Origin of the sequence: Limimaricola pyoseonensis, from assembly GCF_900102015.1 — a bacterium.
Taxonomy (GTDB): Bacteria; Pseudomonadota; Alphaproteobacteria; order Rhodobacterales; family Rhodobacteraceae; genus Limimaricola; species Limimaricola pyoseonensis.
In genome coordinates this window covers 593402-616043 of record NZ_FNAT01000001.1, presented here as the reverse complement: position 1 = coordinate 616043, position 22642 = coordinate 593402, and the positions used below count along the sequence as shown (strand labels likewise).

Annotated in this window: 21 protein-coding genes; 9 read left to right on the top strand and 12 right to left on the bottom strand. The window is 71.7% G+C overall.

The window, feature by feature from the left end:
- The first annotated feature begins 73 nt into the window (after positions 1-73).
- Entirely contained in the window at positions 74-766 is a 693-nt protein-coding gene (locus tag BLT43_RS02905; protein ID WP_090109909.1) for a DUF4167 domain-containing protein, read from the top strand.
- A 78-nt stretch (positions 767-844) separates the two neighbouring features.
- Here the strand turns inward: BLT43_RS02905 and rsmA are convergent, their stop codons facing one another.
- The 6 genes from rsmA to lptF form a co-directional block, all read right to left on the bottom strand.
- Positions 845-1687, bottom strand: coding sequence for a 16S rRNA (adenine(1518)-N(6)/adenine(1519)-N(6))-dimethyltransferase RsmA (rsmA, locus tag BLT43_RS02900; protein WP_090109907.1), 843 nt, complete (start codon positions 1685-1687; stop codon positions 845-847).
- A gap of 65 nt (positions 1688-1752) precedes the next feature.
- Positions 1753-2721 carry a 4-hydroxythreonine-4-phosphate dehydrogenase PdxA gene (gene pdxA, locus BLT43_RS02895; protein ID WP_090109905.1) on the bottom strand — a complete coding sequence of 323 codons (969 nt, stop codon included), beginning with the start codon at positions 2719-2721 and terminating at the stop codon, positions 1753-1755.
- Positions 2718-3932, bottom strand: coding sequence for a peptidylprolyl isomerase (locus BLT43_RS02890; protein WP_341349828.1), 1215 nt, complete (start codon positions 3930-3932; stop codon positions 2718-2720). Before BLT43_RS02890 ends, pdxA begins: the two co-directional genes overlap by 4 nt.
- 41 nt (positions 3933-3973) lie before the next feature.
- Entirely contained in the window at positions 3974-6079 is a 2106-nt protein-coding gene (locus BLT43_RS02885) for an LPS-assembly protein LptD (protein ID WP_090109901.1), read from the bottom strand.
- Entirely contained in the window at positions 6076-7164 is a 1089-nt protein-coding gene (lptG, locus tag BLT43_RS02880) for an LPS export ABC transporter permease LptG (RefSeq protein ID WP_090109899.1), read from the bottom strand. Before lptG ends, BLT43_RS02885 begins: the two co-directional genes overlap by 4 nt.
- The gene (lptF, locus tag BLT43_RS02875; protein ID WP_242652192.1) at positions 7161-8279 is read right to left on the bottom strand and encodes an LPS export ABC transporter permease LptF; all 1119 of its coding nucleotides are present in this window, start codon (positions 8277-8279) and stop codon (positions 7161-7163) included. The genes lptG and lptF overlap by 4 nt, the downstream gene beginning before the upstream one ends.
- Positions 8280-8438: 159 nt before the next feature.
- Here lptF and BLT43_RS02870 point away from each other — a divergent pair, with 159 nt between their 5' ends.
- Positions 8439-9914, top strand: a complete 1476-nt coding sequence (locus BLT43_RS02870) for a leucyl aminopeptidase (protein WP_090109895.1) — start codon at positions 8439-8441, stop codon at positions 9912-9914.
- A 4-nt stretch (positions 9915-9918) separates the two neighbouring features.
- On the top strand, positions 9919-10380 hold the full coding sequence (locus tag BLT43_RS02865) for a DNA polymerase III subunit chi (RefSeq protein ID WP_090109893.1): 462 nt from the start codon (positions 9919-9921) through the stop codon (positions 10378-10380).
- Positions 10381-10429: 49 nt separating this feature from the next.
- Here BLT43_RS02865 and BLT43_RS02860 read toward each other — a convergent pair whose 3' ends face one another.
- From BLT43_RS02860 to BLT43_RS02850, 3 genes are all read right to left on the bottom strand, one after another.
- Entirely contained in the window at positions 10430-11008 is a 579-nt protein-coding gene (locus BLT43_RS02860; RefSeq protein ID WP_090109892.1) for a retropepsin-like aspartic protease family protein, read from the bottom strand.
- 16 nt (positions 11009-11024) lie between these two features.
- Positions 11025-11669, bottom strand: a complete 645-nt coding sequence (locus BLT43_RS02855) for a MarC family protein (RefSeq protein ID WP_090109889.1) — start codon at positions 11667-11669, stop codon at positions 11025-11027.
- A gap of 181 nt (positions 11670-11850) precedes the next feature.
- Entirely contained in the window at positions 11851-13698 is a 1848-nt protein-coding gene (locus tag BLT43_RS02850) for an ABC-F family ATP-binding cassette domain-containing protein (protein ID WP_090109888.1), read from the bottom strand.
- Positions 13699-13917: 219 nt separating this feature from the next.
- Between BLT43_RS02850 and ndk the strand changes: the two genes are divergently transcribed.
- From ndk to BLT43_RS02830, 4 genes are all read left to right on the top strand, one after another.
- A complete protein-coding gene (ndk, locus tag BLT43_RS02845) occupies positions 13918-14340 on the top strand; it encodes a nucleoside-diphosphate kinase (protein WP_090109887.1) in 423 nt (140 codons plus the stop codon).
- A gap of 160 nt (positions 14341-14500) precedes the next feature.
- Complete coding sequence (locus tag BLT43_RS02840) at positions 14501-14797, top strand: antibiotic biosynthesis monooxygenase family protein (protein ID WP_090109886.1); 297 nt, start codon at positions 14501-14503, stop codon at positions 14795-14797.
- Between the two features lie 109 nt (positions 14798-14906).
- Positions 14907-15458, top strand: a complete 552-nt coding sequence (locus BLT43_RS02835; RefSeq protein WP_090109885.1) for a GNAT family N-acetyltransferase — start codon at positions 14907-14909, stop codon at positions 15456-15458.
- Between the two features lie 63 nt (positions 15459-15521).
- On the top strand, positions 15522-15923 hold the full coding sequence (locus BLT43_RS02830; RefSeq protein WP_090109884.1) for a VOC family protein: 402 nt from the start codon (positions 15522-15524) through the stop codon (positions 15921-15923).
- A gap of 3 nt (positions 15924-15926) precedes the next feature.
- On the opposite strand, the gene BLT43_RS02825 is transcribed toward BLT43_RS02830, so the two are convergent.
- Entirely contained in the window at positions 15927-16883 is a 957-nt protein-coding gene (locus tag BLT43_RS02825) for a glutaminase (protein WP_207497396.1), read from the bottom strand.
- A 16-nt stretch (positions 16884-16899) separates the two neighbouring features.
- Complete coding sequence (locus tag BLT43_RS02820) at positions 16900-17376, bottom strand: lytic transglycosylase domain-containing protein (protein WP_090109883.1); 477 nt, start codon at positions 17374-17376, stop codon at positions 16900-16902.
- A gap of 550 nt (positions 17377-17926) precedes the next feature.
- Here BLT43_RS02820 and BLT43_RS02815 point away from each other — a divergent pair.
- The gene (locus tag BLT43_RS02815) at positions 17927-20446 is read left to right on the top strand and encodes a cation:proton antiporter (RefSeq protein WP_090109882.1); all 2520 of its coding nucleotides are present in this window, start codon (positions 17927-17929) and stop codon (positions 20444-20446) included.
- Here the strand turns inward: BLT43_RS02815 and BLT43_RS02810 are convergent.
- Positions 20443-21036 carry a gamma-glutamyl kinase gene (locus BLT43_RS02810; RefSeq protein WP_090109881.1) on the bottom strand — a complete coding sequence of 198 codons (594 nt, stop codon included), beginning with the start codon at positions 21034-21036 and terminating at the stop codon, positions 20443-20445. The genes BLT43_RS02815 and BLT43_RS02810 overlap by 4 nt on opposite strands.
- Positions 21037-21210: 174 nt before the next feature.
- On the opposite strand from BLT43_RS02810, the gene recA reads away from it, so the two are divergent.
- Complete coding sequence (gene recA / locus BLT43_RS02805; protein ID WP_090109879.1) at positions 21211-22293, top strand: recombinase RecA; 1083 nt, start codon at positions 21211-21213, stop codon at positions 22291-22293.
- The last annotated feature ends 349 nt before the right edge of the window (positions 22294-22642 follow it).

Below are 22642 nucleotides of genomic sequence, written 5' to 3'. Positions count from 1 at the left end.
GCAGCAGCGCGCGAAACGCGCGCAGACCCGGGCCGAAGCGCAACGCCCTAGCAGGCCGGAACCGAAGAACCACATGAGATCATCGAAGTCACGCTCGCGCGGCAACAAGAACCGCAACAACCGTCCGTCCGGCGGCAACATCGTCAACCGGGTCTTCGACAGCTCGGGTCCGGACGGCAAGGTGCGCGGCACGCCGCAGCAGATCATCGAGAAATACAACCAGCTGCATCGCGACGCCCAGCTTTCGGGCGACCGGGTGGCGGCCGAGAACTTCGCGCAGCACGCCGAGCATTACCTGCGAATGCTGGCCGAGGCGCAGCGCGAGATCGAGCAGAAGCGCGAGGAGGCCGAGCAGGCCAACCGCGAGCGCCAGGCCGAGCGCGACCGCGAGCGCGCCGCCCGCCTGAAGGCGCAGGAGGACGCCGCTGGCGCTCCGGCGCATCAGCAGCACTCCGAAGGCCATGACGATCGCGGCCAGGACCGGGGCCAGAGCCGTCCCCAGCCCGAGGCGGAGCGCGAGGACAGCGGCCTCGTGGCGACGCCCGAGAACCGCAGCGACGAGATCCCGGCCTCCGAGGGCAGCAAGCCCGCCGAGGCGGCCGAGGGCGAGGGCGGCGAGGCCGCCAAGCCCAAGCGCGCGCGCAAGCCGCGCGTGAAGCGCGACCTGCCCGAGGGCGAGAAGCCCGCGCCGCGCGCCCGCCGCAAGAAAGAGGCCGAGCCGAAGGGCGACGGCCAGGAGGCCGGCTCCGCCGAGGCGGCCGAGTAACGGATTTTTCCGGCCGATCATGCGAAGGGCCGCGCCCCCGATGGGGCGCGGCCCTTTTTCGTGCCGTCGCCCGGCCGCTCAGCCTTGCGCGAGCGAACGGGCCAGGGCGCACCATTGCTCGAGCCCGACCCGCTCGGCGCGTTCGGTCGGCGCGATGCCGGCGGCGGCGAGGTGGTCCTCGATGCCGGGCGCCAGCCCCTTGAGAGAGGCGCGCAGCATCTTGCGGCGCTGGTTGAAGCCGGCGGCGACGGCGCGGCTCAGGATCGCCGGGTCGGCCGGAAAGCGCGGCTCGGGCAGGGCGGTGAGGTGCACCACGGCGGACGAGACCTTGGGCGCGGGCACGAAGGCCTGCGGCGGCAGGTCGAGCACGATCCGCGCCGAGGCGCGCCACTGCGCGAGGATGGCGAGGCGGCCATAGGCCTTGGAACCGGGCTGGGCGACGATGCGCTCGGCCACCTCGCGCTGGAACATCAGCGTCAGGCTCTGCCAGAAGGGCGGCCACTCCTTGGGCGTCAGCCAGCGCACCAGAAGCTCGGTGCCGACATTGTAGGGCAGGTTCGCGGCGACCCGGATCGGCGGCGTCAGATGCGCCAGCGGGTCGATCTCGAGCGCGTCGCCCTCGATCACCTGCAGCCGGCCCGGGTAGCGCTCGGCGATCTCGGCCAGCGCCGGCATGCAGCGTGCGTCCTTCTCGATCGCCAACACCTTGCGCGCGCCCTCGGCCAGAAGGCCGCGGGTGAGCCCGCCGGGGCCGGGGCCGATCTCGAGGATGTCGGAGCTTGCGAGGTCGCCCGCCGCGCGCGCGATCCGGGCGGTCAGGTTGAGGTCCAGAAGGAAGTTCTGGCCGAGCGTTTTCTTGGCGCGCAGGCCGTGGGTCTCGATCACCTCGCGCAGCGGCGGCAGATCGTCGATGGCGGCCATGGGCGTGTCCTACTTCATTCCGCAAATACTCGTGGCGCGCCGCGAAGGCCCGCCGCGCCGCCCGTCTAGCGCGGCCCGCACGCCTGCGCCATATCCGCCGCCATCCGCAGCGCCGCGATCATCGAGGACGGGTCCGCCAGCCCCTTGCCGGCGATGCCGAAGGCGGTGCCGTGATCGGGCGAGGTGCGGATGAAGGGCAGGCCGAGCGTGACGTTGACGCCGCCGGCGAAGTCGATGGTCTTGATCGGGATCAGCGCCTGGTCGTGATACATGCAGACCGCCGCGTCGTAGCCCGCGCGCGCGGCCGCGTGGAACATGGTGTCGGCCGACATCGGGCCGCGCAGGTCGAAGCCCTCGTCGCAGAGACGGTCCATCAGCGGCGCGATCATCGCGATCTCCTCGCCGCCCATCTTGCCGTCCTCGCCGGCATGCGGGTTGAGCCCCGCCACGGCGATGCGCGGCGAAGCGATGCCGAAATCGCGGATCAGCGCGTCGCGGGTGATGCGGATCGTGGCTTCCAGCAGCTCCGGCGTCAGGGCCTCTGGCACCCGCGCCAGCGGGATGTGGATGGTCGCGGGCACGACGCGAAGCGCCTCGCAGGCCAGCATCATCACCACGTCGTCCACGCCCGCCAGCGCGGCGAGATACTCGGTATGGCCGGGATAGGCGAAATTCGCGCCGTCGATCAGCGCCGCCTTGTGGATCGGCGCGGTGCAGAGCGCGGTGCAGGCGCCCGCGCGCACGAGGTCCACGCCCTCGCGGATCGCGTCGATCACGCCCGGCGCATGGGCCGGGTCGGGCTGGCCGGGCACGGCGGGCGGGCCGAAGTCGCGCGCCAGAACCGGCAGGGCGGTGGCGCAGACGGAGGCGGCCTGCGACGCGTCGTCGATCTCCTCCCAGGCGGTCGCCTCGGGCAGGTGGCGCGGGTCGCCGATCCAGAGCATCGGGATCTCGCGGCCGAGCGCCTCCCAGGCGCGGGCGGCGATCTCGGGGCCGATGCCGGCGGGCTCGCCGCAGGAGATCGCGATGGTCATTGCGGGACGATGCGGGCCTGCGCCTTGAGCTCGGCCAGCAGCAGGTCGGCCTGGCCGGCGAGCTTCTGGTTCAGCAGGCTGTTGCGCACCGCGTCGCGATCGGCGCCCTGCGCGGCCGCGGGGGTGCGGGCGCAGAGCATGGTGAAGAGCAGCGCGCCGTCGCGGGTCAGGTTCCACGACGCCTCGTTGGCGTCGAGGCGGGCCAGCTCGATCGCGACGTCCTGCGGGATCGCGCCGGGCGCGACGCTCTGGCGCGCGAGGCGCTCCGCGGGCAGGCCCTTGGCGACGCCGTAGAGGTCGTCGCAGGTGTCGGTGACGGCGTCGACGCGCCGTGCCTCGGCCAGCGCCTCGGCGGTGCCGGCGCCGGGGATGGCGAACTGGGCGTAGTCGATCTCGGCGATCTCGGCCGGGGCCTGCGGGGTCTCGCGGATGTCGCGCAGCTGGAACAGCGCGACGCCGTTGGTGATCGGCAGCGGCTGCGTCACCTCGCCGGGCTCGAGCGTGCGCAGCAGCCCGCGCAGCCCCTCGGGGAAGTTGGTGATCGGCGTCCAAGGCAGGCGGCCGCCCTGATCGCGCGAGGGCAGCGCCGAGACGGCGCGGGCCTCGGCCTCGAAGGCGGCGGTGGAGCGCAGCCGCGAGATCTGCTGGGCCCGGGCCATGGCGGCCTGGGCGCGCTGCGGCGGCGCGGGGATGATGATCTCGCTCAGCAGCAGCTCGAGCGCGTCGGGCCCGCCGGTCCGGGCCAGTGCCGCGTCGACCTCGCCCTCCGTCACCTCGACGTCCGAGCCGAAGCGGCGGCGGACGTAGTCGCGCCAGGAGACGTTGACCTTGACGTAGTCGCGCAGCGTCTCGCGGGCGACGCCCTGGCTCGCGAGCTGGGCCAGGAAGGCGTCGAGCGACAGGTTGGCCCGGCCGGCGAACTCCTCCATGGCGGTCTGCAGCCCCTCGTCGGTCAGGGTCATGCCGACGCGCTGCAGCTCCCGCAGCTTCAGCTTGTCCTCGACCAGCTGCTCGCGCGCCTCGGCGGCGGTGTCGCCGGGCGTGTTGAAGGCCGACAGCAGCCGCGCGCGCTGGTCGAGCTCGTAATTCGTGACGGCGCTGCCATCGACCATGATCGCCGGGGCGAAGAGCCCGCTCTGCGCCATGGCCGGCGCGGCCCCGAGCGGCGCGGTCAGAACCAGGCCGAGCGCGGCCGCCTTCACGAAATCCATTGCCCGCATCCTCGCCCCCATCTTCGGGTGGTTGTCCCGCCTCATCCGTCGCAGCTCCGGGTCACTGGCCGCGCCGGCCGCCCCGCCGAGAACCCGGCGAGATTGACCGACAGACCGAAGCTGGTGGACGCGTCGGCGTCTTCCGTCTCGGTGTAGCGGCGTGCCGCCGAAAGGTCCACCGTGACGCATTCGTTGCGCCAGCCGACGCCGATCTCGGCCCGAAGCGGCGAGTCGCTGGCGATGTCGTAGCGGGCGCCGCCGTTCAGGCTCCAGCGCTGGCCGATCGCCACGTCGGCCTCGAAGGAGATCTCGGAGACCCGCTCGGGGCGGTTTTCCTCGGCGTCCGGCTCGATCCGCACATAGGCGCCCGAGAGGTCGATCCAGGCCGCGTCCCAGCCCAGCCGGGCCTCGGCGGCCGACAGCCCCAGGCCGTCGTCGAAGCTGACCCGGCCGCCGACCCGCAGGCCCTCTTCGAGCTGCACGCCACCGGCCAGGAGCCAGTCCGAGGCGGTGCCGCCCAGCTCGGCCCCGGCGGCCGGGGCGGGGTCGCGGCGCAGCACGCGCCCGGCGGTCAGCGTGGCGCTCCAGCCCTCTGGCACGATCCGGCTCCAGCCCAGGCCGAGCGCGCCGTGCCAGCCCTCGACCTCGCGGTCCTCGCCGGGCAGCCGGTCGAGCGCGAGCAGGTTGGCCTCGTCGAACTCGACCAGAAGCGCGTCCTCGTTGGGCACGTCGTCGCCCTGCACGCCGGCATAGGCGAGGCTCGCCACCGGCTCGAGCAGCTGCGTCGCGCCGCCGGCCTCGTGCCGCATCAGCGGCCAGCGCAGCCGCAGCGCGCCGGCCTGGCGCGCGCGCAGCGCGGTGGCGTCGTAGTCGGGGTCGTCATGGATCGCGTAGGCGTCGAGATCGACCCGGGCCTGGCCTTCCAGCAGCAGGCCGGGCCCGGCGACGGTGCTGGCCAGCCAGTCGGCCCCGAGGCCCGCGCGCGCCACGTCGCGCGGCGGCAGCCCAGTCGCGCCCTCCTGCCGGACCAGCGCGTCGGCATCGGCCTCGAGCCGCAGCCGGCCGCCCATCGGCAGGTCGCGGATGATCCTCTGGCGTTCGGCCCGGCCCACCAGGGGCGGCAGCGAATCGCTGTCCTCGCCTTCGCGCAGGCTTTCGTAATAGGTCAGCCGGCCGAGGAAGTAGCCGTCATCGCGCAGCCGGTAGAGCCGCAGCCGGCTGTCCAGCCGGTCGCGGTCCGAGATGTCGTAGTCCAGCAGGTAGGCCGGGTCCGAGACCGCCTCGAGGTCGAAGTCGAGCATGACGTCGCGCGGCAGCGCGAAGGCGCCCTCGGCGAAGAGCCCGTAGCGCAGGTCGCCGCCGGTGTCGTCGTCGCGCGACAGCGTCGCGTCGACGCCGACCCAGCCGCGCCGGAAGGCCTGCCGGTAGTCGAGGCCGAGCGTGCGGGCGCGGGTCGACAGGAAGGGCGTCACGGTCAGGTCGCGGCTGGGGCCGAGCGGGATGAAATAGGGCAGGCTCAGACCGATGCCGAGCTGGTCGGAGGACAGGATCTGCGGCACCAGGAGGCCCGCGGCGCGCTTGAGCGTGGGGTCGGGCAGGCGCATGTAGGGCAGCCACAGGATCGGCAGGCCGCGCAGCCGGAAGGTGGCGTCCTCGAAATGCAGCTGCCGGGCCGCCTCGTCATGCACGACGCGGCCGGCGCGGATCTCCCACAGCGGCGGGCCGTCGCCGCAGACCCGGCAGGAGGTCGCGGCGGTCTGGGTCAGCGCGGTGAGACCGGTGCCGGTGCGGTCGACGCGGCGCGCCGCGAGCTGCAGCTGGCGGTCGAGGATCAGCCGCGCGCCGCGCAGGAGCCCGGCCTCGAGATCGGGGTCGATCTCGGCCGTCTCGGCGGTGAAGACCTCGCCTTCTGGCGTGGTGATCAGGATCGGCCCGGCGATGGTCAGCCGGCCGGCGGCGCGGTCATAGGTGATCGTCTCGGCGGTGAGGCGCGTGCCCTCGTGGAAGGCCTCGACATTGCCGCGCGCGACGAGCGTGTCGCGCTCGGCCACGATGTCGACCTCGTCGGCGACGATCTGCGCGAGATCCTGGGCGGAGCCTTGCGCCGGCAACAGCGCGGCGAGGGCGGCGGCGAGCAGGCGGGTCATCCGTCCTCCATGTGAAGCAGCAGGCCGAGCGCGGCGAGGATTGCCGCCACCGGCGGGGCCCAGGCGGCGAGCGCGGCGGGGATCTGGCCGTTCTCGCCCAGGATCTGCGCGAAGTTGCGCAGGAAGTAGACGCCGAAGCTGAGCAGGATCGCGGCCAGCACCATGACGCCGACGCGGCCGCCGCGCTGGTGGCGCATGGTGAAGCCGGCGCCGATCAGCAGCATCGACAGGAAGAACAGCGGCTGCGCCAGCTCCATCTGCAGGAAGACCTGGTGGCGCCTGGCGGTGAAGCCCGCCGCCTGCAGCCGGGCGATGAAGCCGGGTAGGTCCCAGACCGAGATCGCCGACGGGTCGCCGAAGCTGTCGCGGATCTGGTTCGCGGTGAGGGTCGAGGGCAGCACCATCTGCGGCAGCCGCTCGGCGGCGCGCTCGGGGTTGGCCCCGGCCTCGAGGTCCCAGCGCTTGACGCCGCGCAGCAGCCATTGCCCGCCGCCGAGCTCGGCCATGCGCGCCTCGATCCGCTGCCGCGGCAGGCCGTCGGCATCGAACTGCAGGAAGCTCGCCCCCATCAGCACCGTGCCGTCGGCGTTGCTGCGCGCGGCGCGGATCACGGTCTGGCTCTGATCGTCGCCCTGCCGCAGCCAGAGCCCGTCATCGGAAAGCGTCACCACGCGGGTCTGGCCCGACAGCGCGTCGTCGCGCGCCTCGTAGGCCTGGCTGGTGGCGGCCACGAAGGGGTTGATCACCGCGGTGGCCGTGGCGCCGAGCAGGAGCGTCATCACCGCCGGCGCGGCCAGCGCGGCGAGCGCCGAGCGTCCGGCGGCGCGGGTGACGACCAGCTCGGAGCTGCGGGCGAGGCCGAGAAACAGCGCGATCCCCGACAGGATCACGATCAGCGGCATGATCTCGTAGATCTCCTCGGGCACCTTCAAAAGCGTCAGCGCCAGCAGGTCCGACAGCCCGCCCGCGCTGAGGCTGCGCGACTGCTCGATCAGCTCGACAGTGGAGAGCATGACGAAGAACACGCCGAAGGTCGCGGCGAAGGATTTGAGGAACCGCCAGGCGTAGTACCGGTGCAGGATCATGCGCGCCGCCTCCCGGCCCAGCGCCTCGGCCGGCCGGCCGCGGCCAGTTCCACCGCCGCGATCGCGAAGCCACCCAGCGCCGGCAGGTAGGAGAGCGGCCAGAGCGCGGCGTTGCCGCGCACCGCCGTGGTGGCGGCCGACTCGATCCCCTTGACCAGCACGATCAGCGCGATCGCGAACAGCACCTGCCGCCAGACCCCGAAGCGCGAGAACCCGCCCAGCAGCAGGGTGGCGAAGCCGATCAGCGCCCCGACCGGCGCCAGGAGCGCCGTGGCGAAGCGCTCATGCCCCTCGGCCACGAGGCGGCCGGCGCTCTGGCCGGTCAGCGCCTCGGTCTCGGGCGTGGGGAAGAGCAGCGCCGCGGTCGGCATCTCGCGCACGCGGCGCCGCTCGGGGCCGGTGTCCTGGATAAGCGATCCGAGGTCGTAGGCGAAATCCTCGAAGGAGGTGACGGCGAGCCGCTGGTCGCCCTGGCGCAGGCTCTGGATCATGCCGTCGATCATCACCAGCTGCGGCCCGGCCTCGCCCTGCACGAGGAAGGCCCGCGCGGCGGTGTAGGTGTCGGCGCGGGCCGGGTCGCGGCTGTCGGAGATCAGAAGGTCGCGCAGCTCGCCCTCGGTGGTGACGTCGCGGATATAGAGCGTCACGCCCGAGACGGGCGAGATGAACTGCCCCTCCTGCAGCAGCCGCGCGGTGGCGGTGCGGGCGATCTCGTCCTGCCGCTCGGCCAGCCGGGCATTGGCGATGGGCTCGATCACGGTCGACAGCGCGCCGGTCATCAGCGCCGCCATGAGCCCGAACAGCGCCACCGGCCGTGCCAGACGGAACGGCGAGAAGCCGGTCGCCTGCAGCACCGCCAGCTCGCTGTCCGAGCTGAGCCGGTTGGTGACGTAGAGGCTGGCCGCGAAGGTCGCGATCGGCAGCAGGTTGCGGATCAGCGCCGGCAGGGTGAGCGCGGTCAGCTCGAGGAAGACCGACAGGTTCTGGCCGTCGGCCACCAGCTGGTCGAACAGCTGCACCGCGCTGTTGACCCAGTAGACCAGCACCAGGATCAGCGCGAAGAAGCCGAACAGCATCATCAGCTGCGACAGCATGTACCTGTCGAATCGCGCCACCGGTCTCTCCCGTTGCCGGCCGCCCGGCCGGCCGCCTCGTCGCCGCAGGCTATCGCATGGGCGGGCGGGCTTGAACAGCCTTCTGGCCAAGCCGGGCGGCTAAGGCTAGGACTCGCCGCCAAGGCCCGAGGCCACCCCCACTCACCGACAGGAGCCGGCATGACCCGCATTCCCCGCATCGATTTCATCGCCCCCGACGACGACGCGCTTGCCGGCGCGGAGGGCCGCGTGGCGCTGTTCATGGAGGACGGCGCGCCGACCTCCGGCCTCGCCGCCAAGATCGACGGGCTGACCGGCGGCGCGCTGTCGCGGCTTGCCGGCACCAGGCGCTGGCAGAAGGCCAAGCCGGGCGAGGCGGTCGAGATCGCCGTGCCCGCCGGCATGGCCGCCGAGGCGCTGGTGGTGGTGCGGCTCGGCGCCGATGCCGACGCCAACGCCGCCCGCCGCGCCGGTGGCGCCATCGCCGTGGCGCGCGGTTCCGGCGAGCTGCTGGTGCTGGCCGACAACGCCGCGCATCCGCAGGAGGTCGCGCTGGGCGTGGCGCTGCGTGCCTACGGCTTCGACGCGCACCGCAAGGCCGAGGAGGACGCCGCACCCGAGCTGCGCGTGCGGATGATGGCCGAGGATGCCGAGGCGCTGGCCAAGGCCGCCGGGCCGATGGCGGCGGTGGCCGAGGGCGTGGCCTTCACCCGCGACCTCGTCAACGAGCCCGCCAACGTGCTCACCACCGACGACTTCGCCGCCCGCCTCGCCGCGATGCAGGAGCTGGGGCTGGAGGTCGAGATCCTTGAGGAGGACGAGCTGAAGAAGCTCGGCATGGGCGCGCTGCTCGCCGTCGGGCAGGGCTCCGACAGCCCCTCCAAGGTGGTCGTCATGCGCTGGAACGGCGGCGGCGACGAGGCGCCGCTGGCGCTGGTGGGCAAGGGCGTGGTGTTCGACACCGGCGGCATCTCCCTCAAGCCCGCGGGCGGCATGGAGGACATGACCATGGACATGGGCGGCGCGGGCGTCGTCGCCGGCACCATGCGCGCGCTGGCGCTGCGCCGGGCCAAGGCCAATGTCGTGGGCCTCGTGGGCCTCGTCGAGAACATGCCTTCGGGCCGCGCCACCCGTCCGGGCGACGTGGTTCGCTCGATGAAGGGCGACACGGTCGAGGTGATCAACACCGACGCCGAGGGCCGGCTCGTTCTGGCCGACGTGATGTGGTACGCGCAGGAACGCTTCAAGCCCGCCGGCATGATCGACCTCGCGACGCTGACCGGCGCGATCATCGTGGCGCTGGGCCACGAGAACGCGGGCGTCTTCTCGAACGACGACGACTTCGCCGGCGCGATGCTGGCGGCGGCCAAGACAGAGGGCGAGGGCGCGTGGCGGATGCCGATGGGCGAGGCCTACGACAAGGTGCTCAAGAGCCGGATCGCCGACATGCGCAACGTCGGCACCGGCCGCGAGGGCGGCTCGATCACCGCGGCGCAGTTCCTCGCGCGCTTCGTCAAGGAGGGCACGCCCTGGATCCATCTCGACATTGCGGGCACCGCGTCGCTGAAATCCGACTGGGCGCTCGGCCCCAAGGGCGCGACCGGCTGGGGCGTGATGGCGCTGAACCGCCTCGTCGCGGACCGCTACGAGAGCTGAGGCGATGGGCGCGGCCTTCTTCTACCACCTGACCGAGGGCCCGGCCGAGGAGGTGCTGCCGCAGCTCCTCGTGCAGGCCGGGCGCAAGGGTTGGCGGGTGGAGCTTCGGGGCCGCGACGCCCGCGCCATGGAGCGGCTCGACCTCGCGCTGTGGCGCGCCGGGCCGCCCGATGCCTTCCTGCCGCATGGCCTCGCCGGCGGGGCGCATGACGCGGCCCAGCCGGTGCTGCTGACCGTCGCGGGCGGGGACGCGCCGGGCCTGCCTTGCGTGATCTGCCTCGACGGCGCCGAGACCGCGCCCGAGGAGGTGAACGCCGCCGAGCGGGTCTGCATCCTGTTCGACGGCTTCGACGAAAGTGCCGTTCAGGCCGCGCGCGGGCAGTGGAAGCGGCTCACCGGCGCGGGCTGTTCGGCGCAGTACTGGGCGCAGGAGGACGGGCGCTGGGTCAAGAAGGCCGAGGGCTGACGCGCGCGGCCGGCCGGGTTTGAGTATTTGCGGAGTGAAGTGGGCCCGATCAGCGCGTCAGCACGAGCTGGCCGTCCGCGATCTGCAGCCGCCCGAAGAGCCGCAGGTAGCCCATGCCGAGCAGCGAGCCGTTGAGCTCGCCGTCGGTGACCACCGCGCTCAGCCCCTCGTCCTCGATCTCGCCCAGCGCCACGCTGTCGAGCTGCACCCGCGCGGTGCGGACCTCGCCATTGGCGGTCATGGCCGAGCCGAAATAGTCGAGTGTTTCGGGGTCGATCCCGGCGCGGCGCGCGTCGTCGCGGCCCAGCACCATGTCGGTCGCGCCTGTGTCGACCACGAAGTCGATCGGCGCGCCGTTGACCTCGAGCGTCAGGTAGTAGTGCCCGTCGCGGGCCTGCGGCACCTCGATCTGGTCGGAGCCGACCATGGTCTGGCGCGGCATCACCTCATCGCGCACGTCGGACCACAGGCCCGCGGCGGCGATCACACCGAGGAAGATGAAGCCCCAGACCGCGGCCTGCTGCGCCATCTGGCCCAAGCGGGTGCGGTTCTGCATCAGGAACCACCCGGCGACGGCGGTGCCCAGAAGGACGAGGTAGATCAGGCTGGCGAAGTTGTCGGGGCTCATACCCCAACATATGGGGTCAGACGCCGGCTTGGGAAGGCAGGCCGAAGCCCGACCCGTGCAGGCCGTCGATGATGAACTGCACCGCCAGCGCCGCCAGCAGCATGCCCAGCACCCGCGTCACCACGTTGAGGCCCACCGCGCCCAGCACCCGCGCCAGCGGGTCGGCCAGCGCGAAGGCGAGCCAGACCGTGCCCAGCACCGCCAGCGCCACGCCGTAGATCGCGGCGTAGCCGACCGGGCTGGTGGCCTCGGCGGTCAGCAGGATCAGCGTGGTGATCGCGCCGGGGCCGACGATCAGCGGCAGCGCCAGCGGGAAGATCGAGGGGTCGTGGTCGGGCTCGGCGCCTTCCTCGGCATTGTCGCGGCGCCGCGCCTGCCGGCGCTCGAACAGCATGTCGAGCGCGGTCAGGAACAGCAGCACGCCGCCGGCGATGCGGAAGGCCGGAACCGAGATGCCGATGAAGCGCAGCACCGCGTCGCCGAGCACCAGGAACAGCAGCATCAGCACCGCCGAGGTCGACAGCGCCCGGAACGCCACGCCGCGCCGCTGCGCGGGCGTCATCCCCGCCGTCATCGCGACGTAGAGCGGCGCGAGGCCGATCGGGTCGACGATCACGAAGAGCGTGGTGAAGGCGGTGACGAGGGTGGCGAATTCGATCACGTGAGCGTCCCTGGCGGATCGGCGGGCTTGGCCCGCATGTGGTCGGCACCCTGACGGGGGCGCGGCGACGGGGCAAGCCCGGCGCGGGGCTGACGCCGCGCTGCCTGCTACTTTTCTCTGCAAATACTCCGGGGGAGGGCCGCGAGGCCCGGGGGCGGAGCCCCCCGAGACCCCGGCCCGGTCAGGCGGCCTCGGCGGCCTCCAGCTTCTCGAGCGCGGCCATCCAGATCGCCTCGGCCCGGCCCAGCGCCTCCATCGCCTCGGCGTATTTCTTGTTCCAGGTCTCCAGCTCGCCCTTGCGGGTGTCCTCGTAGAGATCCGGGTCCGCGAGCTTCTTGGCGAGCTTGTCGCGCATCTCGTTGATCTTGTTCACCCGCTCCTCGGCCTTGCGGGCGTCGGCCTTGAGCGCGAGGATCGCCTCGCGCGAGGGCTTGGGCGCCTTGGGCTTCTCGGCTTTCGGCTTCTCGGCGGGCTTGTCGGCCGAGAGCAGCATCTTGCGATAGGCCTGCAGGTCGTCGTCATAGGCGGTGACGCGGCCGTCCTTCACCAGCCACAGCCGGTCGGCGACCATCGACAGCAGGTGCATGTCGTGGCTGACCAGGATCACCGCGCCGGAATAGGCGGTGAGCGCCTCGACCAGCGCCTCGCGGCTCTCGATGTCGAGGTGGTTGGTCGGCTCGTCGAGGATCAGCAGATGCGGCGCGTCGAGCGTGGCCAGAAGCAGCGACAGCCGCGCCTTCTGGCCGCCCGAGAGGCGCCCCACCTCGGTCTCGGCCTGCGCCGCCATCAGGCCGAACCCCGCGAGCCGCGCGCGCAGCTTGGGCGGGGCCACCTCGGGCAGGGCGCGCTGGATGTGCTGCAGCGGCGTCTCCTCGATGCGCAGCTCGTCGACCTGGTGCTGGGCGAAGAAGCCGATCCTGAGCTTGTTCGAGCGGGTGATCCGGCCGCCCATCGCCGACAGCCGGTCCGAGAGCAGCTTCGAGAGCGTCGACTTGCCCTCGCCGTTGCGGCCCAGAAGCGCGATGCGGTCGTCCTGGTCGATCCTGAGATCGAGCTTGGAGAGCACGACGTGGTCGCCGTAGCCGACCGAGACGCCCTCGGTCGCGATGATCGGCGGCGACAGCTCCTCGGGCTCGGGGAAGGTGAAGACGGTGCGCGCGGCATCTTCCGGCACGCGGATCGTCTCCATCTTCTCCAGCATCTTCACCCGGCTCTGCGCCTGCTTGGCCTTGGAGGCCTTGGCCTTGAAGCGGTCGACGAAGCTCTGCAGGTGGGCGCGCTGCGCCTCCTGCTTCTTGGCCGCGGCCGCCTGCACGGCGCGCTGCGCGGCGCGGGCCTTGGCGAACTGGTCGTAGCCGCCGGTCCAGTAGGTGAGCTGGCGGTTCTCGAGATGCAGGATGCCGCCCACCGAGCGGTTCAGAAGCTCGCGGTCGTGGCTGACGATCAGCACGGTGTGCGGGTAGCGCACGAGGTAGTTCTCGAGCCAGAGCGCGCCCTCGAGGTCGAGGTAGTTCGTGGGCTCGTCGAGCAGCAGCAGGTCGGGCTCGGAGAACAGCACCGCGGCCAGCGCCACGCGCATCCGCCAGCCGCCCGAGAAGGCGGAGCAGGGCATGAGCTGCTCTTCATGGGTGAAGCCCAGGCCCCGCAGGATGGTCGCGGCGCGCGCCTCGGCCGACCAGGCGTCGATGTCGGCGAGCCGGGTCTGGATCTCGGCGATGCGGGCGGCGTCCTCGGTCTGCTCGGCCATCAGGCTCGCGCGCTCGGTGTCGGCGGCCAGCACGGTGTCGATCAGCGAGACCTCGTTGCCGGGCACCTCCTGCGCGACGCCGCCGATGCGGGTGCCCTTGGGCAGCTCGATCTCGCCGGTGTCGAGCGTCAGCTCGCCCCGGATCAGCTTGAACAGCGTGGTCTTGCCGGTGCCGTTGCGGCCCACGACGCCGACCTTGTGGCCGGCCGGGATCACGGCGGAGGTGTGTTCGAGGAGTGGGCGGCCCTCGACCGAATAGGAGATGTCAGTGATGCGCAGCATGGGCGGGCCTTGCCCGAGACCGAGCGCCGCGTCAACGGGCGGAATGATCCGCGGGGTCGCAGCGGCGGGGTCGCGCGCCCCGCGGACGGGCGGGATCGCCGACGCGGCCGGGGTCGCGATGTCGCGTCTTTTCAGGGCGCGGCCCCCGTGCTAGGGCGCAGCCCGACCGGGGCCGCGCCCGCGCGGGCCCATCCGCAACCCGTTCACATGAGGGACCACATGGCCACCGAACGCACGCTCTCGATCATCAAGCCCGACGCCACCCGCCGCAACCTGACCGGCAAGATCAACGCCAAGTTCGAGGATGCCGGCCTGCGCATCGTCGCGCAGAAGCGCATCCAGCTGACCATCGCGCAGGCGCAGCAGTTCTACGCCGTGCACTCCGAGCGTCCCTTCTTCGGCGAGCTGACCGAGTTCATGGCCTCGGCCCCGGTGGTGGTGCAGGTGCTCGAGGGCGAAGGCGCGATCGCCAAGAACCGCGAAGTGATGGGCGCGACCAACCCGGCCGACGCCGCCGCCGGCACCATCCGTGCCGAGTTCGCCGAGTCGGTCGGCGAGAACTCGGTGCACGGCTCGGACGCCCCCGAGACCGCCCGCGAAGAGATCGCCTTCTTCTTCTCGGGCCTCGAGCTGGTCGGCTGAAGCCGCCCTCTCAGGGACACGAGGAAAGGCCCGCGCGAAAGCGCGGGCCTTTTTCGTTCGGGGAGCGTGCCTCGCCGGTCTGCCTCTCTACTGCGCGCGGGCCCCGTCCGGATCATGCTATGCTCGGGCATCGACAAGCTTTGCCATTCGGGAGGACGACATGATCATGCGGATATTCCAGGTCGTGACGAAGCCGGGCAAGGAGGAGGCGTTCTCCCGGTTCTTCCACGAGACGGCCATCCCCCTGATGCGCGGGACGAAGGGGATCGTGCAGGTGCTGCCGGGCGCGCCCCGGCCGGACTCGCCGCGCGAGTTCAGCTTCGTGATGGTCTGGGACAGCCTCGAGTCGCTCAAGGCCTTCGTGGGCGAGGATTACGACAGCCCGCATGTCGATCCGGCGGAGGCGGAGCTGGTCGAGTCCCGCAGCATCCGGCATTACGAGCTGGTGGGCGGGTAGGCACCGCGTCGGCCGCCCGGTCGGGGCGGAGAGACCTTCGCGCGCGATGGCCTGTTGATCGCGGCGCCGGTCCGGCTATCAGATGCGCCGCATGACCGATGAAACGCATATGAGGCCGGCGCACCGGCCGTCACCCGACCCGGACGTTCCGACCATCGACACCGCGCGGCTGCGGCTGCGCTCGCGCACCGCCGACGACGCGGCGGCGCTGTTTCCCGAGATGTCCGACCCCGACGTCATGCGCTGGTGGTCGCGCGCGCCGTTCGAGACGGAGGCGGAGCTGCGCGCCCGCTTCTCGCCGGAGGTCGAGAGCCGCCGCGCCTGGGCGATCACCCGGCCCGGCGACGACCGGGCGCTGGGCTTCGTGGCGGCAGGCGAGCGGCCGCAGGGCGGCGTGACCGAGATCGGCTACCTGCTCGCGCGCGACGCGCGGGGGCAGGGCTTCGCGCGCGAGGCCGTCTCGGCCGTGGTCGAGCGGCTCTTCGCGGAAGGCCAGCGCCGCGTCTTCGCGGATTGCGACCCCGAGAACGCCGCCTCGATCGCCCTGCTGGAAGGCTTGGGCTTCCGGTGCGAGGGGCGGCTGCGCGGCGAGTGGCACACCCATATCGGGCTGCGGGATTCGCTGATCTACGGGTTGCTCTCGACCGATCCGCGCGGCTGAGCGCGCTTTGGCCGCCCGCCGGGCTGCGGTATCCTGAGGGCGCAACCGGAAGGAGGGCGCGTCATGAAATACAAGCGGGGCCGGCTGATCGACCACGTGCACATCACGGTGGCCGATCTCGACCGCAGCCGGGCGTTCTACGCGGCCGTGTTCGACTGTCTCGGCATCGACGGGCTGCAGGCGGAAGAGCATTTCTTCTATTGCGACGAGCTCTTCGTCAGCCGCGGCGAGCCGAGCCGGGTGCATCTCGCCTTCCAGGCCGAGAGCCGCGAGATGGTGGACCGCTTCCACGCGGTGGCGCTGGCGCATGGCGGCACCGACAACGGCGCGCCGGGCGCGCGCGACTACCATCCGGGCTATTACGGCGCCTTCGTGCTCGACCCCGACGGCCACAACATCGAGGCGGTGCATCACGGTCCCGTCCGGCGCAGCGCCGAGGCGGTGGTGGTCACGCCGGAGGGCTGAGGCTCATTTCGGCGCGAAGACCGACCAGCCGGTGCGGTCGGCCAGCATCTCGAGCGCGATCGAGGCGAGATGCGAGTTGCCGACCGCGTTCAGCCCCGGCGACCAGCAGCCGATCGCCGCCTGTCCCGGCGCCACGGCGAGGATGCCGCCGCCGACGCCGCTCTTGCCGGGAAGGCCCACGCGGAAGGCGAACTCGCCCGAGCCGTCGTAATGCCCGCAGGTCAGCATCAGCGCGTTGATCTGGCGCGCCATGCGCGGTGCGATGGCGCGCGGCCCCTCGGGGCCGAGCTTTCCGTCGAAGGCGAGGAAGCGGCCGGCCCGCGCCAGCTGGCGCGGGGTCATGGCGATGGCGCAGTGGTGGAAATAGGTCCCGATCACCTTTTCCGGGTGCCGCTGGATCGTGCCGAAATCGCGCATGAAGTTGGCCAGCGCCGCGTTGCGCCAGCCGCTCTCGGTCTCGGACTTGGCGACCGCCGGGTCGATGGCGATGTCGTCGTCATCGGCGATGTAGCGCACGAATTGCAGGATCTGGCCCAGCGCCTCGCGCGGCTCGAAGCGCGACAGGATCGCATCGGTGACAGCGATGGCGCCGGCGTTGATGAACGGGTTGCGCGGCAGGCCGCGCTCGTGCTCGAGCTGGACGATCGAGTTGAACGGATCGCCCGAGGGCTCGCGCCCGACCCGGGTCCAGAGCTGGTCGCCGATCCGGCCCAGCGCCACCGCCAGCGCGAAGACCTTGGAGATGCTCTGGATCGAGAAGCGGACATCCGCGTCGCCGCCGGCGATCACCTCGCCCTCGGCGGTAGCCAGCGCCAGCGCGAAGCGGCCCGGATCGACCTTGGCGAGCTGCGGGATGTAGTCGGCGACCTTCCCGCGCTCGGTCTCCCGGGCCATGGCGGCGCAGATCTCGTCGACGATCTCGCGCAGCCGGGCGGCGTCGGGGTTGAGCCGGCCGCTCACGCCCGGCGCGCCCGGCTCAGCATTTCACCTCGCTGTCGCGCAGCCCTGTCTCGACCAGCAGGCAGCGGTCGCGGGCCTCGTAGTAGTAGCCGCGCGCGTACCACTGCACCGCCTTGTCGCGGTTGCCGTTGGCGACGATCCAGGCGCCGCGCAGATACTTCACGCCGTAGCGCAGGTTGACGGACGGATCGAGCAGCTCGGAGGCCGGGCCGCGATGGCCCATGGTGCGGGCGGTGGCGGGCAGGATCTGCATCAGCCCGTAATAGGGGCCGTTGCGGGCGCCGGGGTTGTAGCTGCTCTCGCGCTGCACCACCCGGTGCACCAGGTCGCGCGGCACCTTGTAGCCGTCGGCATAGGCGTTGATCAGCCGCCGGATCCGCGGGCTCTCGTTCGGGTAGAGATCGGGGATGGCGGGGCTGGGCGCGCGTCGGCCGCAGGCGGCGACGAGAGCGGCCAGGCCGAGGCCCATGGCGGCGCGGCGGGTGAACGGCATCGGGGTCTCCTGTCGGCGTCCCCGCCGTTCTAGCCCGCCGCGCGCCGCGGCGGAAGCCGCCGGTCTCAGATCGCCGCGTAGTCGCGGAAATAGGGCTTCGGAGGGGTCTGCTCGTGCACCTTGCGGGGCTCGTTGCCCGGGCGGGCCGGGGTGTCCTGCTTGGGGTTGGTGCTGCTTGCCATGTCGCGTTCCTTGTCTGCGGCCGTGATGCGCCGCCTCTGACGGGCCGCTTCACTCCGGCGGTTGCGATTCTTCAAGCCTGCATGCGCAAGGCGGTCGCAGCCAGGCCGGAAAGCGGCGGGGATTGGGCGGCCTTCCGCCAATTCAACGGACGCGTTGACGCAGGGGTCCCTCAACTGGGCGTGAGGCGCGGCGTTCCGCCGGCGGGCGTGCCCATTTCGCGACAGGTGCCGCCCGCCCGGATCGTCCGGCCCGTGCCGGTCGCGCCGGGGGCCTTGGAGGGCGCTTCGGACCGCCCGAGCCGGGCGCCGGGCCGCCGATCCGGCGCGAGGGCATTTCCCGCGCCGCGCCAAGCCTATATCGGATCGCCATGGACATCGTCATCGCCACCGCCATCCTCGCCACCTTCTTCCTGCTGATCGGGCTGGGGGAGCCGCTGGCCTCGCGATTGCGGCTGCCCTTCAACGTGATCCTCGCGGCGCTGGGCGTGCTGGCGGGTCTGGGCGCGACCTTCTTCCTGAACACCGAGCTGACCGACGCGCTCAACCCGGTGGCCGAGGCGATCCTCAACCTGCCGATCCGCTCGAACGTCTTTCTCTACGTGTTCCTGCCGACGCTGCTGTTCCAGGTGACGCTGGGCATGAACCTGCGGCGCATGCTCGACGACTGGGTGCCGATCCTGACGCTGGCGGTGGTGGCGGTCGTGGTGGCGACGCTGTCGGTGGGCTACGCGCTCTACTTCACCGGCGCGCTGCCGCTGATGGCCTGCCTGCTGATCGGCTCGATCGTCTCGACCACCGATCCTTCGGCCGTGGTCTCGATCTTCCGCAACCTCGCGGCGCCGCGACGGCTGAGCCGGATCATCGAGGGAGAGAGCCTGCTGAACGACGCCGCCGCCATCGCGCTGTTCGGCCTGTTCATGGGCTTCGTGATGCGCGGCGTGCCGAACCCCGAGATGGGCCCGGCGCTGGCGCGCTTCCCGATCCTGCTGGGCGGCGGCGCGCTGACCGGCTGGATCGTCGCGCAGCTCGCGGTGCGGGTGATGAGCGGGCTTGCACGTTTCCCTCTGGCGCAGGTGACGGTCTCGGTGGCGCTGCCCTATCTCGCCTACATCCTCGCCGAGCGCGTGGTCGGCGCCTCGGGCGTGATCGCCGTGGTGGGCGCGGGGCTGACGCTGAACCTCGCGGCGCCGGGGCGGCTGTCGCCCTTGGCCTGGACCAATCTCAAGGAGGTCTGGGACCTGCTCGCGCATTGGGCCGGGGCCTTCATCTTCCTGCTCGCGGCGCTGCTGATCCCGCGGCTGCTCGACGGGGCGCGGCCGTTCGACTTCGCGCTCGTCGCGGTGGTGACGCTCGCCGCCTTCGCCGCGCGGGGCGCGATCCTGTGGGGCCTGCTGCCGATCCTCGCGCGGCTCAGGCTCTCGCCGCCGGTGGAGCGCAGCTACCGCGTGGCGATCCTGTGGGGCGGCCTCAGGGGCGCGATCACTCTGGCGCTGGCGCTCGCCGTGACCGAGAGCCTGCGCGTGCCCGAGGAGGTGCGGCGTCTGACCGGCATCCTCGCCACCGGCTTCGCGCTCTTCACGCTGATCGTGCAGGGCGCGACGCTCAGGCCGCTGATCAAGGGGCTGGGGCTCGAGAAGCTCGGGCCGATCGACGCGGCGCTGGCGCGGCAGGTGGTCGCCGTGGCGCTGCAGACGGTGCGCGAGGAGGTGGCCGAGACCACCGAGAGCTACCGGCTGACGCGCGAGACGGTGCGCTCGGAGGCCAAGGGCTTCGCCGAGCGGCTGGACGAGGCGGTGGCCGCCGCTGAGGAGAACGATTCGATCCAGGACCGCGACCGGATCACGCTGGGGCTGATCGCGCTGGCGGGCGCCGAGCGGGACCATGTTCTTGAATTGTTCCGTGAGCGCGCGATCTCCGCCCGGCTCGCCGAACGCGCGCTGGGCGAGGCCGACCGTCTGATCGAGACCACGCGGACGGGGGGACGCACCGGCTATCGCCGCGCCGCGCGCGAAAGCCTCGGGCAGGGCGGTCCGACCCGGCTGGCGGCCTTCCTGCACAACCGGCTTTCCATCTCCGGGCCGCTGTCGCGGCTCACCGCCGACCGGTTCGAAATGCTGCTGATGCAGCGGCTGGTGCTGCGCGATCTCGACGATTTCATCGACGCCCGCATCCGCCGCATCCACGGCCGCCGGGTGGCGGAGCTGCTGCACGAGCTTCTTGAACGGCGCGCCGAGCAGGTCGAGCAGGCGCTCGACGGCCTCAGGCTGCAATATCCGGGCTATGCCGAGGAGCTGGAGCGCCGCTTCATCCGCCGCACCGCGCTGCGCTTCGAGGAGCGCGAATACGCCGCGCTGCGCGAGGACGGGCTGATCGGGCCGGAGCTGCACGCCACGCTGGTGGCCGAGCTCGAGGCCCGGCGCGCCGAGGCCGAGGCCCGGCCCAAGCTCGACCTCGCGGTGCAGAAGGCGGTGCTGGTGCAGCAGTTCCCGCTCTTTGCTGATCTCGACGAGGGCGTGCGGCGCAGGCTCGCCAAGGCGCTGGCCACGCGTTTCGTGGCGGCGGGCGAGGTGCTGCAGAGGCGCGACGCGCCCGCGCGCAGCGTCAGCTTCATCGCCTCCGGCGCGGTCGAGCTGGAAACCGCGGGGCAGACGCTGCGGCTCGGTCGGGGCGAGATGTTCGGCCAGCTTGCCGTGCTGTCGCCGAGACGGCGGCGCGCCGAGGTGCGGGCGCTGAGCCACGGCGTGCTGCTGGAACTCGACGAGGTGCGCTTCCGGCGGCTTTTGCGCCGCAGCAAGGCGCTGCGCGAGGCGGTGCGCGACAGCGCCGTCAAGCGCGGCATCGACCCCGAACGCCTCGCGGCGCTGGGCGTGGCGGAGGCGGTCGGCTAGGACGCGGCCTCCCAGACCGCGAACTCGGCCGCGCGCTTGCGCCGGAGCTTGGCCTCGACGCGCGGCGACAGATCGAGCGGATGGACGGGAGAGACGTTCAGGAGGGGCAGCTCGATCCGCATGGAGAGCCGTTCCTCGAGGAAGGCGGTGAACCGGTCGAAGGTTTCGTAGCGAAACAGGTGGTCCACCTCGATCCGGCCCGCGCCGTCGCCTACGAAACGGGCCTGGCTGCCGACATTGGCGAAGGGCGCGGGCTTGCCCTTGGCGTATTCGTCCACGAAGGCGTCGAAGCTCACCCCGCGCGTGCTGTTGGGGTGGCCGTCGAGATCGGCCCGCCGCCTGTAGCGCCACCAGCTGCCCAGCCAGTCGACCGGCTCGCGCAGCACCGCCACGGTCTCGAAACCCTCGCCGCCGCAGGCCTCGATCATCGGCAGCACGAAGCGGCGGATGCGGTAGATCGGCGCATGCTTGATCTCGGGCGGGTCGCGCAGCACCATCTGCGCCCGTGGCGCCAGCGCGCCCTCGAGCGCGGTGGTGCCGGTCTTGGGCACCGCCAGAAGGATCAGACGCTCTTTCCAGAACACCAGCATGCATGTCTCCAACCCGCTTCGGCGGTAACGATACATTAACCATCGGCGGGGGACACTGCCGCAGGTTCCGCTTGCAATGTTCCCCTTCTGGTCCCATATCCTTGCCATGGAACAAGACAAGAACGACGCAGCGATTGCCGCCATCTGGCGGGTGTGGGATAAGGATTGCGAACAATGGCAACGGCAGATCTTCTCCAAATGAGCGACAAGCGGACAGCGGACCGGCAGAAGGCGCTCGACAGCGCCCTGGCCCAGATCGAACGGCAGTTCGGCAAGGGCTCCATCATGAAGCTCGGCGGCGAGAACCAGCTGCCCGACATCGAGGCCACCTCGACGGGTTCGCTCGGTCTCGACATCGCGCTGGGCATCGGCGGCCTGCCCAAGGGCCGGATCATCGAGATCTACGGCCCCGAAAGCTCGGGCAAGACGACGCTGACGCTGCACGCCGTCGCCGAGGAGCAGAAGAAGGGCGGCGTCTGCGCCTTCGTCGACGCCGAGCACGCGCTCGACCCGCAATACGCCAAGAAGCTGGGCGTGAACCTCGACGAGCTGCTGATCTCGCAGCCCGACACCGGTGAGCAGGCGCTCGAGATCGTCGACACGCTGGTGCGGTCGGGCGCGGTCTCGATGGTCGTGGTCGACTCGGTCGCGGCGCTGACGCCGAAGAGCGAGCTCGAGGGCGACATGGGCGACAGCTCGGTCGGCGTGCATGCCCGCCTGATGTCCCAGGCGATGCGCAAGCTCACCGGCTCGATCTCGCGCTCGAACTGCATGGTCGTCTTCATCAACCAGATCCGGATGAAGATCGGCGTGATGTTCGGCTCGCCCGAGACCACGACCGGCGGCAACGCGCTTAAGTTCTATGCGAGCGTGCGCATGGACATCCGCCGCATCGGCGCGATCAAGGACCGCGACGAGGTGGTCGGCAACTCGACCCGGGTGAAGGTGGTCAAGAACAAGGTCGCCCCGCCGTTCAAGCAGGTCGAGTTCGACATCATGTATGGCGAGGGCATCTCGAAGACCGGCGAGCTTCTCGATCTCGGCGTGAAGGCCGGCGTGGTCGACAAGTCGGGCGCGTGGTTCTCCTACGGCGACCAGCGCATCGGCCAGGGCCGCGAGAACGCCAAGACCTTCCTGAAGGAGAACGGCGAGATCGCGCGCGAGATCGAGGACAAGATCCGCGCCGCGCACGGGCTCGAGTTCCACATGTCCGAGGAAGGCAGCGACAGCGGCGACGACGATCTCGTCGACATGTGAGCCGCGCCTTCGCGCTGGGCATCCGGACGGGCCGGGGCGGAAACGCCCCGGCCCGTTTCGCGTTCGGGGCCGGTGTCGAGGGGGCGACGCGGAAAGCCGGGACGGTAAGGCGGCCGCGCCGATCGACGGACCGGCCGTCGTCTTCGGCCACGCAGCTTCGGAAGCCGCTCCGCGCCACTGAATGCCGTCTCCGATCCGCCGATATCGGTTCGTCCCGGAAGACGGAACGAAAACGGTCAATACGTTCCGTTCACGCCGAGGGCCGACGACGGGGCCACCGGCCCGCCCCGAAAGCGCGTGCCGGGAAGGGCCGCGCGCCGGCCACGGCGGACCTGGCCCTCCGTGGGCC

What these genes read in the sequence shown, in the direction of transcription:
- BLT43_RS02905 (WP_090109909.1), top strand. Translation starts at nt 74, where the DNA reads ATGAGATCATCGAAGTCACGCTCGCGCGGCAACAAGAACCGCAACAAC.
- rsmA (WP_090109907.1), bottom strand. Translation starts at nt 1,687, where the DNA reads ATGGCCGCCATCGACGATCTGCCGCCGCTGCGCGAGGTGATCGAGACC.
- pdxA (WP_090109905.1), bottom strand. Translation starts at nt 2,721, where the DNA reads ATGACCATCGCGATCTCCTGCGGCGAGCCCGCCGGCATCGGCCCCGAG.
- BLT43_RS02890 (WP_341349828.1), bottom strand. Translation starts at nt 3,932, where the DNA reads ATGGATTTCGTGAAGGCGGCCGCGCTCGGCCTGGTTCTGACCGCGCCG.
- BLT43_RS02885 (WP_090109901.1), bottom strand. Translation starts at nt 6,079, where the DNA reads ATGACCCGCCTGCTCGCCGCCGCCCTCGCCGCGCTGTTGCCGGCGCAA.
- lptG (WP_090109899.1), bottom strand. Translation starts at nt 7,164, where the DNA reads ATGATCCTGCACCGGTACTACGCCTGGCGGTTCCTCAAATCCTTCGCC.
- BLT43_RS02870 (WP_090109895.1), top strand. Translation starts at nt 8,439, where the DNA reads ATGACCCGCATTCCCCGCATCGATTTCATCGCCCCCGACGACGACGCG.
- BLT43_RS02865 (WP_090109893.1), top strand. Translation starts at nt 9,919, where the DNA reads ATGGGCGCGGCCTTCTTCTACCACCTGACCGAGGGCCCGGCCGAGGAG.
- BLT43_RS02860 (WP_090109892.1), bottom strand. Translation starts at nt 11,008, where the DNA reads ATGAGCCCCGACAACTTCGCCAGCCTGATCTACCTCGTCCTTCTGGGC.
- BLT43_RS02850 (WP_090109888.1), bottom strand. Translation starts at nt 13,698, where the DNA reads ATGCTGCGCATCACTGACATCTCCTATTCGGTCGAGGGCCGCCCACTC.
- ndk (WP_090109887.1), top strand. Translation starts at nt 13,918, where the DNA reads ATGGCCACCGAACGCACGCTCTCGATCATCAAGCCCGACGCCACCCGC.
- BLT43_RS02840 (WP_090109886.1), top strand. Translation starts at nt 14,501, where the DNA reads ATGATCATGCGGATATTCCAGGTCGTGACGAAGCCGGGCAAGGAGGAG.
- BLT43_RS02835 (WP_090109885.1), top strand. Translation starts at nt 14,907, where the DNA reads ATGAGGCCGGCGCACCGGCCGTCACCCGACCCGGACGTTCCGACCATC.
- BLT43_RS02830 (WP_090109884.1), top strand. Translation starts at nt 15,522, where the DNA reads ATGAAATACAAGCGGGGCCGGCTGATCGACCACGTGCACATCACGGTG.
- BLT43_RS02820 (WP_090109883.1), bottom strand. Translation starts at nt 17,376, where the DNA reads ATGCCGTTCACCCGCCGCGCCGCCATGGGCCTCGGCCTGGCCGCTCTC.
- BLT43_RS02815 (WP_090109882.1), top strand. Translation starts at nt 17,927, where the DNA reads ATGGACATCGTCATCGCCACCGCCATCCTCGCCACCTTCTTCCTGCTG.
- BLT43_RS02810 (WP_090109881.1), bottom strand. Translation starts at nt 21,036, where the DNA reads ATGCTGGTGTTCTGGAAAGAGCGTCTGATCCTTCTGGCGGTGCCCAAG.
- recA (WP_090109879.1), top strand. Translation starts at nt 21,211, where the DNA reads ATGGCAACGGCAGATCTTCTCCAAATGAGCGACAAGCGGACAGCGGAC.